The sequence below is a fragment of the Pseudoalteromonas sp. SG44-1 genome, from assembly GCF_014164315.1.
Classification (GTDB): Bacteria; Pseudomonadota; Gammaproteobacteria; order Enterobacterales; family Alteromonadaceae; genus Pseudoalteromonas; species Pseudoalteromonas rhizosphaerae.
The window spans coordinates 29,191-41,805 of sequence record NZ_JACJEW010000005.1 but is presented as its reverse complement, the minus strand read 5'-3'; the positions used below and the strand labels follow the sequence as shown (position 1 = coordinate 41,805).

The window sequence follows — 12,615 nt, the reverse complement described above, 5'->3', positions numbered from 1 at the left end:
AGTCATATTCACAGCTTTTTTTTTGCGCCTTTGGTCGTACTGGGGTTTTCATGTTAAGCCTTGGGATCTATACTAGGTGCGCAATTTGGGATAGCTGTCTATTTATAAAAATAGTCAGCTCTTTTAGTATAAAAAATTGGATAAAGCATCATGAATTTGCATGAGTATCAGGCAAAACAACTTTTTGCCGAATATGGTTTACCAGTTTCTCAAGGTTTCGCTTGCGATACACCTGAAGAAGCTGCAGCAGCTGCTGAGAAAATCGGCGGTGATATGTGGGTTGTTAAAACTCAGGTTCACGCAGGTGGACGTGGTAAAGCTGGCGGTGTAAAGCTAGTTAAAACTATCGACGAAGTTAAAGCGTTTGCAGCTAACTGGTTAGGTAAAAACCTAGTTACTTACCAAACAGACGAGAATGGTCAGCCAGTTGCTAAAATTTTAGTAGAAAGCTGTACTGATATCGCCAACGAATTGTACTTAGGTGCAGTTGTTGACCGTGCATCTCGCAAAGTTGTTTTCATGGCGTCTACTGAAGGCGGTGTTGAAATTGAAACTGTTGCTGAAGAAACACCAGAGCTTATCCACAAAGCAGAGATCGACCCATTAGTAGGTCCTCAAGCTTACCAAGCACGTGAACTAGGTTTTAAATTGGGTCTTAACCCAGTACAAATGAAACAGTTCGTACAGATCTTTATGGGTCTTGGTAAAATGTTTACTGATTTCGATTTCGCACTACTTGAAATCAACCCGCTTGTTATCACTGATGAAGGTAACCTTCACTGTCTTGACGGCAAAATCGGTATCGATGGTAATGCACTTTACCGTCAACCTAAAATGCGTGATTTCCACGATCCATCACAAGAAGATGCACGTGAAGCACATGCAGCAAGTTTTGAACTTAACTACGTTGCATTAGACGGTAACGTTGGTTGTATGGTTAACGGTGCAGGCCTAGCAATGGGTACTATGGACATCGTAAACCTACACGGTGGCAAGCCTGCAAACTTCCTAGATGTTGGCGGCGGCGCGACTAAAGAACGTGTATCTGAAGCATTCAAAATCATTCTTTCAGATGACAACGTTAAAGCTGTTTTAGTTAACATCTTTGGTGGTATCGTTCGTTGTGACATGATCGCTGAAGGCATCATTGGCGCAGTTAAAGAAGTTGGCGTAAACGTACCTGTAGTTGTACGTTTAGAAGGTACTAACGCTGAGCTAGGTCGTGAAGTTCTTAAGAATTCTGGTCTAGATATCATTGCTGCTGAATCACTAACAGACGCGGCTGAAAAAGTTGTTGCTGCTGCGGAGGGCAAATAATGTCTGTATTAATCAATAAAGATACAAAAGTTATCTGTCAAGGTTTCACCGGTGGCCAAGGTACTTTCCACTCAGAGCAAGCGCTTGAGTACGGTACACAAATGGTTGGTGGTGTAAGCCCAGGTAAAGGCGGTCAAACGCACCTTGGTCTTCCAGTATTTAACACTGTACGTGATGCTGTAGAAGCAACAGGTGCAACTGCATCAGTTATCTATGTACCAGCACCTTTTTGTAAAGATGCTATCTTAGAAGCAATCGATGCGGGCATCGAGCTAATCGTTTGTATCACTGAAGGTATCCCTACACTTGATATGGTTGACGTTAAAGTTAAACTAGATCAAACAGGTACTCGTATGATCGGTCCTAACTGTCCAGGTGTTATCACTCCTGGTGAGACTAAGATTGGTATCATGCCTGGTCACATCCACAAACCTGGTAAAGTAGGTATTGTTTCTCGCTCTGGTACTTTAACGTACGAAGCTGTTAAACAAACTACAGATGCAGGTTTCGGTCAGTCTACCTGTGTTGGTATTGGTGGCGACCCAATTCCTGGTACTAACTTTATCGACGTTTTAGAAATGTTCGAAAAAGATCCACAAACTGAAGCGATCGTAATGATCGGTGAAATCGGTGGTACTGCAGAAGAAGAAGCTGCAGAGTACATCAAAGCTAACGTTACTAAGCCTGTTGTTTCTTACATTGCTGGTGTTACTGCACCAGAAGGTAAGCGTATGGGTCATGCTGGCGCAATCATCGCTGGCGGTAAAGGTACTGCTGATGAGAAATTTGCTGCATTAGAAGCTGCGGGCGTAAAAACTGTACGTTCACTTGCTGATATCGGTAAAGCACTTAAAGAAAAAACTGGCTGGTAATAACCCGCTATGTTTTGAAAAAAAGGCTCACTTAGTGAGCCTTTTTTATTGTCATTATTCATAAAGTATTATGTCTAGATAATGATAAATTTCAGAATCTTTAGCTGTTTATTTAATAATAAAAATCAATAGCTTGTTTCAATAAAATCTACTGGTAATAATCAAAACTGCCGTTATAATGTGCGATTGCTTTTTATCATTGGAAGATCTAGCAGTAATGCGAATAATTTATTTTACAGTCTACCTTGTATGCTTTTGTTGCTCTTTCAATTTATTTTCATCTACTTCATTTCGTACCGCATTTTTAGTAACCGAACAACGCGCATTAGCTGAACCAAATCAGTTGATCGAAGAATTAGTTCTTACACAAGCAGCTCAGGGTATTTCTACCACTGAACACGCTTATAATAATACTTTGTTAGCACGGCTGTATTTATTTAAAGGTGATATCGCACGTTCACAAAGTTACTTTGAACTTGCCCAACAACAACTGCCTAAAGACGATGATTGGATCCAAGGTTATTGGTTAATGTATCGGAGTGTTTTTTCTTTAGAAGAAGGGCTGTTACCTGAAAGTATTAAACAAATCCGCTTAGCACAAAATGCCTTTATTCAAGCAAACGATTTAGAGATGTTGGTACAAGCTGAGTCTATTGAAGGAGCTCTGTTGCTCTGGCAAGAGGAATACCCTAAAGCAATAGAAATTATCGAAAATGCCTACATTGAAGCGAAAACTACGAATATGTCATCAACTACCATGCTTTATGTTTATGATAGTTTAGCGGCATATTATTCGACCATGTCACTATTTGAGAAAGGTGAGCAATATGCAGTTTTGGCGCGCGATATCGCCAGCAAAAACGGCGATGTTGTCAATGGTTTGCCTGTTATCTATATCTTATGCATGACATATGAGCGCGCTGAAAAACTTGATTCAGCGGCGGCTTGTTATGAAGAAATGATAATGTTATCAGCAATGGTAAAAGCACCGCGCTATCTTTTTTTGGCACCAGCTGGTAAGGCAAATGTCGCTCTGAAGCAAAAAAAATATTCGCAAGCGTTGCAACTACTATACTTGGCTAAAAGTTATGTCAATAAAGTGATTGTAAATCCAGCGCATATAATTGCGTTAAATAATGGATTTGCTAAAACTTTCTTAGCATTACAGCAACCAGAGCAAGCACTTGAATATATTCAAGCATCAGAGTTATTGTTGACTGATTACGATAGGCCGCTTAATAACCGTTACAGCCGTAATACACTTAGCTTAAAGGCGCAAAGCCTAGAACAATTAGGTCGTTTTGCAGAGGCTACTAATGCACTGAAGTTATTGATTAAGCTTACAGAGCAAGCAAAAGAAACAACGCAGCAGAAACTCGAGCAAGAAGCACGCTCACGATTTGAATCTACTCAACAAGATATCAAATTGCAGTTGGCTGAAGAGAAATTAAAATACCAACAAATTACTTTAGATAAGTTAGCTAAAGAAGGACAGTTACAAGCAGCCTATTCTGTTATTGGTATATTAGCGATATTAAGCATTACAATTTTCGCATTAAATCAACGCAAAGCATATTTACGAAGCCAACGCAGAGCAAATACAGATCCACTCACTGGAGCTCATAACCGTCGTTATATTCTCGATTTTATTGCATCGCAACTTATCGGGAAGCAACAAAACTTTTCAGTTTCAATTTTAGATATTGATCATTTTAAACAAGTAAATGATCAATATGGTCATGATATCGGTGATCAAGCCCTAATTGCTTTTAGCGCGTTACTTACTGAGCAGTTAGCTGATACTGAGTATCAATTTGCTCGCTTTGGTGGTGAAGAGTTTATTGTGGTAATGCCAAACTTAACACTTGCACAAGGGCATGATTTTATCGGTAACTTATGCATTTGTTTAAAATCGTTAAGCTTGACCGATAAAAAAATCACTTTAACAAGCAGTGCTGGGGTCGCACAAATGCAGCCAGGATTAGCCCTTAATACATTATTAAAAGTTGCTGACACAAACCTTTACCATGCTAAAAATACTGGCAGGGATAAGGTTTGTAGTTAACCTGAACTTAGCTTAAGGGGGTCATTATCGACAAGCTCGCTATTATAGATAATGATTGATATGTTGAAAAAATCGCACAGTGATATCTTGGCGCTCTTTATTAATAGATAATGGTTCGATGAGTGTACGGATCACACTTTCAACTTGATTCATAAACCGACCGTGGCCAATTCCTTGTTCGTCTTTTTCACTGGCAACAATAACAAAATGCAGTGAATCTACTAGTTTTTCATCATGCCAATAATGACTGTATTGCGTTTTTTGATCGTCGGTTGAAAAGCTCAGCTTTTGCAATTCATGATTGCCATCGTTGTTATCAGTCTTACTGTTTCTAATTATTGGCATCGTACCATTTGCTATCATCGCCGCTAAATGTAAATTTTTGGCGGCGCATTGCTGAATAAATGCGTCATAAAAATACTGGTAAAACTCTGTGAATGTTGGCTTATTAAGTAAATGATGAAACTGAGTTTTAATGGTACGTGTTATTGGGATCGCAAATGTCGTATAAGTCATCTCATTATGTTCTGCGGGGAGTGTACAATGGCGGCTTTGGTAGCGAGGGTAGAGTCCTCTAAGTTTATAACCGTAGCTTTCTTTACATCCTTTCGCTTTGGCGAACAAGTCATAGGTTAAATGCTGATGATCACGCACTTTTATTGCTGTTTCATCGATCAATAATGTGCTTTGTAGGTATTCGAGTACTTTTTTAACACGGGTATGGAATATGGCAGCATTCGCACGCAAGTCTTCACCAGTAGCAAGGAAGAGCAAGCGAATTTTTTTACTGGGTTTGCTGCTGTCGTAAATGCATTTATGCGCTTCATGGTAACGCGGGTTATAAAAGAATAAAATTTGCTTTTCTGTTTGTAAACAATACGACTCTTCATGAAACCTAACAACGGGAAGCTTATCGTTTGCTATCAAATGTACATTGTGTAGCTCGTATTCATCACATGAGGAGAATAGCTGTCGTGCTAAACGTTCATAACATTGCTGTATATTGCTAAAACGTGCGTATAAATCGGCACTGGGTACGAACTCCGCTAAGATATATTGGTTTGCGCGTGCAGTAGTTGGGATATAAACGCGATGCTGTGAAAGTGAAGCCATTATTTTCTCCTTAAAAGAATTACTTTAATGACGCCACTGTAGCTTGGTTGAATGACTGTTTTATTGCGCTAGAACAATTTATCGCCATTAAGAGGTTAAATAACAACCCAGACGTGGTTCTTCAGCTAGTATTTTCCGCTAAGCACACAGTATGTAATAAACCCGCATCTATTACTGTATGTTAAGGTTTGTTTTTATAATATACCCAAACCACCTCAATATGCAGAATTCAGCGTTTCACAGGGGCTTAATATCAAGGCGTTACTTTGCAACAATGATAGTCCCTTTTAAGAAGTAACAACGATGAGAGTAAATGCCTGCGAAACGCCCAACGGGTTGGTTTAAAAGCGATTTATACTGCGTTATTGATTTTACCAATAGAACCACTATTATTTGCAATCAATGCCTTGCCTAAATCGCTTTTAATTCCAACTGAAACTCGCATCTTGGGGTGGTTTGGGTATAATGCAGTAGTTTTGTCACCATGCACTATTGTGAGGATTGTATTCCTATGGCGGAAATTGAGAATCGCCCAAGTAACTTTATAAGAACCCGTATTGATGAAGATTTAGCATCAGGTAAACATGCGTCTACACATACTCGTTTTCCACCAGAGCCAAATGGTTTTTTACATATTGGTCATGCTAAATCAATTTGTTTAAATTTTGGTATAGCGCAAGACTACAGTGGTCAATGTAATTTACGTTTTGATGATACTAACCCTGAAAAAGAAGATATTAACTACGTTAATTCAATCAAAGAAGATGTTCAGTGGTTAGGTTTTAACTGGGATGGTGAAATAAAGTATTCGTCAAATTATTTTGATACTTTGTATGACTATGCTGTAGAGCTTATCAATAAAGGCTTAGCCTATGTTTGCTTTTTAACAGCTGATCAAGCGCGTGAATATCGCGGCACGTTAAAAGAGCCTGGTAAAAATAGTCCAACCCGTGATACTAGTCCTTCAGAAAACCTAGCACTATTTGAAAAAATGCGTGCTGGTGAATTTAAAGAAGGCGAGTGTGTACTACGTGCAAAAATCGATATGGCCAGCTCATTTATGGTGCTGCGTGATCCTATTATTTATCGTGTTCGATTTGCACACCATCATCAGACCGGTGATAAATGGTGCATTTACCCAATGTATGACTTTACGCACTGTATCTCAGATGCGCTAGAGGGCATTACCCATTCATTGTGTACACTTGAATTTCAAGATAACCGCCGTTTATATGATTGGGTGTTAGATAACATCAGTCTTGAATGTCATCCACAACAAATTGAGTTTTCAAGGTTAAACCTTGAATACACTATAATGTCAAAGCGTAAGCTAAATGATTTAGTGGTCAATGAGTATGTTGAAGGGTGGGATGATCCGCGTATGCCTACCATTGCAGGTCTTCGCCGTCGTGGTTATACACCAGCATCAATTCGTGAATTTTGCTTACGTATTGGCGTAACCAAACAAGAAAACATGGTTGAAATGGGCATGCTTGAAGCCTGTATCCGTGAAGACTTAAACGAACATGCTCCACGTGCCATGGCCGTTCTCGATCCGGTTAAAATCATCATTGAAAACTATGCTGTTGATACCGTTGAAACCTTATCAATTGCAAATCATCCAAATGATGAAAGTATGGGTCGTCGTGATGTTCCGTTCACCCGTGAAATTTATATTGAACGTGAAGACTTCAAAGAAGAAGCAAATAACAAATTCAAGCGCTTAGTACTTGATAAAGAAGTTCGTTTACGTGGTGCTTATGTTATTAAAGCAGAGCGTGTTGAAAAAGACGAAAATGGCGAAATAACCACGATTTTCTGTAGCTATGATCCACAAACGCTGGGCAAAAATCCAACTGATGGACGTAAAGTGAAGGGCGTTATCCACTGGGTGTCAGCCAGTGAGTCAATCACCGCAGAAGTTCGTTTATATGATCGGTTATTCAGCGTACCAAATCCTGCAGCAGCTGAAGACTTTGCAACAACTTTAAATCCTGATTCATTAGTGGTTTTAGCAAACGCAAAACTTGAGCCATCACTTGCTAATGCAGAGCCTGCACAAGGTTTTCAATTTGAACGTACAGGGTACTTCAGCCGTGATACTAAGTCAGAGAACATTGTTTTTAACCAAACAGTTGGTTTACGTGATTCTTGGACTAAAACGCAGCAGTAGTTTTTTATCCCTTCGCTCAAAGGCGAGGGGATAAAAGTAACAGACATAAAAAAACCTGCAATTTGCAGGTTTTTTTTATTCAGCTAAAAAATTATTGGCTATCAGCAAATGCTTTACATGCTGCAGTGTCAGTACACTCGCCATACAGATAAAGAGAGTGGTTGGTTAATTTAATACCATTTTCTTCTGAAATTTCAAGTTGACGACGTTCAATCATTTCATCTTCAAATTCAACAACTTTACCACATTTTAAACATACAAGATGATCATGGTGTGTGCTACCAGAGAGTTCAAATACTGACTTACCGCCTTCAAAATGGTGACGGCTAACAATACCCGCATCATCAAATTGGTTAAGTACGCGGTACACAGTAGCAAGGCCAATTTCTTCACCTAGGTCCAAAAGAATTTTGTAAACATCTTCAGCGCTGATGTGTTGGTTATCTGGAGATTGTAAAATCTCTAAAATTTTAATACGCGGCAAAGTTACTTTTAAGCCGGCTTTTTTTAATTCCAAGTTATGATCAGTCATTAAATCTGTCTCAATTATATTTGGTTATACTAGACACCTTACAAAGATGTACACGACACATTAGCAACGATAAGAATAACGTGCCTAGTCATTAAGTGCAAAGATCAATTGCTAGAAATACTTATAAAATGTGTAATAGGAAAACGAACGTCACTATTTTATACGATTACTAGCAATAAAGTGCATTTAATCAGCAAGTTCACTTAAACACATTTCTTCATAAACTTGTGCTGACCATGCTTTTACACGTTGTTCAGTAAGCTCTGGTTGACGGTCTTCATCAATGCCTAAACCAACAAAATGGTTGTCATCAGCCATGCCTTTCGAGGCTTCAAAATCATACCCTTGTGTTGGCCAATGACCCACAACAATAGCGCCACGCTCAGTAACGATGTCATTGATCATACCCATCGCATCAAGGAAGTATTCAGCGTAGTCTTCTTGATCGCCACAGCCAAAAATAGCCACAAGCTTGCCATCAAAATCAACTTCTTCTAATTCAGGGAAAAAGTCATCCCAATCACATTGTGCTTCACCATAATACCAAGTAGGAATGCCAAATAAGATTAAATCAAATTCTGCGATCTGTTCTTTTGAACTTTTAGCAATATCATGCACAGCCACTAACTTTTTACCCAATTCTTTTTGGATCATTTTAGCTACGTGTTCTGTGTTACCTGTGTCACTTCCGAAAAAAATACCTACACTTGCCATGGATTTAAAACCTTTTATCTATCAATAGCCAATCTTTCTTGTAAAATAGTTTCAATCAGCGCACTGCGGCTAATATTTTGTGCATCGGCCATATCGCTTAACGCTTGATATAACTGCGATGAAACTTTAAATTCGACACGCTTTAAACCACGTGCTTTATCTCTTTTTATTTGATTACGTTTATTTACCTTTAACTGAACCTCCCTTGGTAGGGGATTCGTTTTTGGTCTGCCGGGGCGTTTTTCGTATTCAAATAAATCGAGCGTTGTTCTATCTGTTTCAGACTTAGCCATGGTTAACCCACACCCGCACCTTGCCAAAAAACTTGAATAAGTCCTTTAGCGATAAAACCAGAACACCCTAAAAATAGCACAAGCCATACTACATAACGGCCAAATTTAGGCACATTACCTTTTTTTAGTACGTCTTGGATAGCCATACCGATAAAAAAGAACACACCGGCTAAGCCAAAGTACAACCCAAGGGTATCAAATTCGTTAATTAACTGACTGACCATCAACGTATAACCTTTAAATTAAACGGCGCGTACTATAGCATATAAAATTGTAATAATTTAGTGCGCTAAGTCAAAAATACGTGATTAAATTTTGCTTTATTAAGCCATTAAAAAATCATTGATAGACTTATTAACCGCCATTGGTTTTTGGGCATGCAACCAATGACCTGCGCCATGAATAATTTTTGCTTTTGCGTTGCTAAATTGAGCCATAATAGCTTCACGATATTCAGGCAATATATAATTAGAATCGTTCCCTTTGATAAATAAAGTATCGCATAAACAAGAATCATTTGCTTTAATATTTGCTAAAATATTGCGATATTTTTCACTTAGGGTAGTCAAATTAAAGCGCCACTGCAGTTCACCAAGTTCGTTTTTCGCATAGCTTTTTAGCAAAAACTGGCGAACACCTAATTCAGGTATTAGCTGCGTCATTAATTTATCCGCTTCTTTGCGGTCATTAATAGCATGGCTTTTTACCAGCTTTAATGCCGCAATGATATCATCATGACGACTTTGATATGCAACAGGAGCGATATCTAATACTACGAGCTTATTTACTGAGCTTGGATTAATATGTGCTATTTGCATAGCAACTTTCCCGCCCATAGAATGACCGACTAAATGGGCTTTATCAATACTTAAATGGTCCATTAAGGCGAGTACGTCGTCAGCCATTGCCGGGTAATCCATAATATCACTGTGTGGTGAACGGCCATGGTTACGTAAATCAAGATTCGTTACTGTAAAATTTTCTGCCAATGCATTGGCTATAACATTTAAATTTTCCAGTGAACCAAACAATCCATGGATCAAAATTACATGCGGCCCTTGGCCAGTTTGTTTGTAATTTAACAGCATCACAGTTTCCAAAAACAATTTCATAAAAGTGTGCCTAGTTTGCCTAGTGAAATAACAAATTGCAAAACATAGAGAATTAAATCAGGTTTGGGTATAATCAGCATGGATGAAAAAAATGTGACCCGTAACGACAGGAATAACATGAAAAAAATTGACATAGACGACGAGTTATATCAATACATTGCAAGTAACACTCAAAGTATAGGCGAAAGCGCCTCAACTATTTTACGTCGTTTATTAAATATTCACGGCGAAAATGATTTAGCCGCGCAAGAAAAACCAGAACAGCCCGTCACGCATGAGGTTGCAAAGACGACTCAAACAACTGAACACACCTCATCGACCGAGAATAAAAAGTCAGCCGCTGTCACACCATTGACACAAGCGCATGCCAGTGTTTTTAATATACTCAATAAAGAAGAGTTGGCGATGCAAAAAGGCGTAGTAGGGCGCTTTTTGTTTATTTTATCTGCTTTACATAGAACTCATAAAACTGATTTTTCAGCGGTATTGGATGTGCAAGGGCGTGATCGCGTTTACTTCGCAACCAGCAAAGAAGCGTTAGTAAACAGTGGCAGCAGTATGAATCCAAAAAACATTACCGACAGTGAATACTGGGTAATGACCAACTCAAATACTACCCGTAAGAAAATGATGCTACACGAAGTGGCACTTGGCTTAGGCTATAGTGCTGAACAAGCTGAAAAAATTCGAGACTACTTATAAAGGAAATGTAATGGCGATTCATTCCGGTGCAGGGAAACCTGCAACACAATCAGATTTAGTAAATGTACCAAAATTAGTGTCTGCTTATTATTTAAATGAACCCGATCTAGAGCAAAACCCTGAACATTGTGTTGCTTTTGGTACTTCAGGGCACCGAGGTTGTTCATATGATGTGAAATTCAATGAATCTCACATTCTCGCCATTACTCAAGCAATTTGTGATTACCGAAAACAAAATAATATTTTTGGACCGCTATTCTTAGGTAAGGATACGCACGCGTTAAGTGAGGCGGCTTACAATTCAGCGATTGAAGTGCTTGTTGCTAACGAAGTACAAGTGATCACGCAAGAAAACGACGATTTTACACCTACACCGGTGATTAGCCACGCGGTCGTGTGTCATAACAAATTACGTCCTCATGAATTAGCTGACGGTATTGTTGTTACACCTTCACATAATCCTCCAGAAGACGGCGGTTTTAAATATAACCCACCTAATGGTGGCCCGGCAGATACTGACGTTACTAAGTGGATAGAAGACAGAGCAAATCAACTACTACTAGAAGATTTAGTTGAAGTTGAGCTATTCCCATTTGCAAAAGCAGCCCGTTCAGGTTTTATTAAATACCAAGATTTAATGACTCCTTATATTGAAGATCTGATTAATGTTGTTGATGTAAAAGCGATTGCAAAAGCAAATATTAAAGTGGGTATTGATCCGCTCGGTGGTTCAGGGATCAACTTTTGGCCTATTATCGCCGAAAAATTTGCTTTAGATTTAACAATCGTCAATGAAAGTGTCGATCCGCGCTTTGCATTTATGCCACTTGATAAAGATGGCAAAATTCGTATGGATTGCTCATCACCTTATGCGATGGCAAACTTAATCGCCCTTAAAGATGATTTTGATATAAGCATTGGCAATGATCCTGACTATGATCGCCATGGTATTGTAACTCCTGACGGCTTAATGAATCCTAATCACTTTTTAGCGGTTGCCATTGATTACTTATTAAATCATCGTGATTGGTCCAAAGGCGTTGAAATTGGCAAGACACTTGTTTCAAGTGCGATGATTGACCGAGTAGTTGCCCGTAATAATCGTCAAGTGCGAGAAGTACCTGTTGGTTTTAAATGGTTTGTCGAAGGGCTAAGTACTGGAACACTCGCGTTTGGCGGTGAAGAAAGTGCCGGGGCATCATTCCTTCGTTTTGACGGTACAGTATGGAATACCGACAAAGACGGTTTCATCATGGGATTATTAGCCGCGGAAATTTTAGCTGTAACAGGAAAAACCCCATCAGCACTTTATAAAGAGCTTGAGCTCGAATTTGGTGCGCCTATATACAAACGTATAGATGCGGCTGCAAGTTCTGCCCAAAAAGAGCGACTTAAAGGGCTAAGTGCGAAAGATGTTACGGCAGATACACTTGCGGGCGAGCCTATTTTACAAAAGCTAACTCATGCGCCTGGAAATAATGCCGCTATTGGTGGTTTAAAAGTAGTTACTGAAAACGGCTGGTTTGCAGCGCGTCCATCAGGTACTGAAGACATTTATAAAATTTACCTTGAATCATTCAAAGGTGAAGAACATTTAGCGCTATTAGAAAAAGAAGCCAAGAAGTTGGTTGATTCAGTGATTAGTTAATAACGCTTAGACTATTTTATAACGGCTGATTTATTCAGCCGTTTTTGTTTCTCATTTGCATAATAATATGAAGG

The 12,615-nt window shown here is 39.0% G+C and carries 12 protein-coding genes; 6 read left to right on the top strand and 6 right to left on the bottom strand.

What is annotated here, in order from left to right; all coding sequences use genetic code 11:
* Positions 1 to 150 precede the first annotated feature (150 nt).
* The 3 genes from sucC to H5187_RS03570 all read left to right on the top strand — a co-directional run bounded on the left by sucC (position 151) and on the right by H5187_RS03570 (position 4,254).
* On the top strand, positions 151 to 1,317 hold the full coding sequence (sucC, locus tag H5187_RS03580; RefSeq protein ID WP_145233868.1) for an ADP-forming succinate--CoA ligase subunit beta: 1,167 nt from the start codon (positions 151 to 153) through the stop codon (positions 1,315 to 1,317).
* A complete protein-coding gene (sucD, locus tag H5187_RS03575) occupies positions 1,317 to 2,189 on the top strand; it encodes a succinate--CoA ligase subunit alpha (protein ID WP_145233870.1) in 873 nt (290 codons plus the stop codon). Before sucC ends, sucD begins: the two co-directional genes overlap by 1 nt.
* 217 nt (positions 2,190 to 2,406) lie before the next feature.
* Positions 2,407 to 4,254, top strand: coding sequence for a diguanylate cyclase (locus tag H5187_RS03570; RefSeq protein ID WP_182797555.1), 1,848 nt, complete (start codon positions 2,407 to 2,409; stop codon positions 4,252 to 4,254).
* A gap of 42 nt (positions 4,255 to 4,296) precedes the next feature.
* On the opposite strand, the gene H5187_RS03565 is transcribed toward H5187_RS03570, so the two are convergent.
* Positions 4,297 to 5,367 carry a DUF3083 family protein gene (locus H5187_RS03565; RefSeq protein WP_182717859.1) on the bottom strand — a complete coding sequence of 357 codons (1,071 nt, stop codon included), beginning with the start codon at positions 5,365 to 5,367 and terminating at the stop codon, positions 4,297 to 4,299.
* A 511-nt stretch (positions 5,368 to 5,878) separates the two neighbouring features.
* Between H5187_RS03565 and glnS the strand changes: the two genes are divergently transcribed.
* Positions 5,879 to 7,540, top strand: a complete 1,662-nt coding sequence (gene glnS / locus H5187_RS03560) for a glutamine--tRNA ligase (protein ID WP_145233878.1) — start codon at positions 5,879 to 5,881, stop codon at positions 7,538 to 7,540.
* 91 nt (positions 7,541 to 7,631) lie between these two features.
* Here the strand turns inward: glnS and fur are convergent, their stop codons facing one another.
* The 5 genes from fur to H5187_RS03535 form a co-directional block, all read right to left on the bottom strand.
* A complete protein-coding gene (gene fur, locus H5187_RS03555; RefSeq protein ID WP_145233880.1) occupies positions 7,632 to 8,072 on the bottom strand; it encodes a ferric iron uptake transcriptional regulator in 441 nt (146 codons plus the stop codon).
* A gap of 186 nt (positions 8,073 to 8,258) precedes the next feature.
* Complete coding sequence (gene fldA / locus H5187_RS03550; protein ID WP_149981079.1) at positions 8,259 to 8,786, bottom strand: flavodoxin FldA; 528 nt, start codon at positions 8,784 to 8,786, stop codon at positions 8,259 to 8,261.
* A 14-nt stretch (positions 8,787 to 8,800) separates the two neighbouring features.
* Complete coding sequence (gene ybfE, locus H5187_RS03545; protein WP_016709654.1) at positions 8,801 to 9,079, bottom strand: LexA regulated protein; 279 nt, start codon at positions 9,077 to 9,079, stop codon at positions 8,801 to 8,803.
* A 2-nt stretch (positions 9,080 to 9,081) separates the two neighbouring features.
* Positions 9,082 to 9,303 carry a DUF2788 domain-containing protein gene (locus H5187_RS03540; RefSeq protein WP_054204660.1) on the bottom strand — a complete coding sequence of 74 codons (222 nt, stop codon included), beginning with the start codon at positions 9,301 to 9,303 and terminating at the stop codon, positions 9,082 to 9,084.
* A 99-nt stretch (positions 9,304 to 9,402) separates the two neighbouring features.
* Positions 9,403 to 10,167 carry an alpha/beta fold hydrolase gene (locus H5187_RS03535; protein WP_182797564.1) on the bottom strand — a complete coding sequence of 255 codons (765 nt, stop codon included), beginning with the start codon at positions 10,165 to 10,167 and terminating at the stop codon, positions 9,403 to 9,405.
* 141 nt (positions 10,168 to 10,308) lie between these two features.
* On the opposite strand from H5187_RS03535, the gene seqA reads away from it, so the two are divergent.
* Both seqA and pgm read left to right on the top strand, forming a co-directional pair.
* Positions 10,309 to 10,893 (top strand): replication initiation negative regulator SeqA, encoded by a 585-nt coding sequence (gene seqA, locus H5187_RS03530; protein ID WP_182717858.1) that lies wholly within the window; start codon positions 10,309 to 10,311, stop codon positions 10,891 to 10,893.
* Positions 10,894 to 10,903: 10 nt separating this feature from the next.
* Positions 10,904 to 12,541, top strand: coding sequence for a phosphoglucomutase (alpha-D-glucose-1,6-bisphosphate-dependent) (gene pgm, locus H5187_RS03525; RefSeq protein WP_182797554.1), 1,638 nt, complete (start codon positions 10,904 to 10,906; stop codon positions 12,539 to 12,541).
* The last annotated feature ends 74 nt before the right edge of the window (positions 12,542 to 12,615 follow it).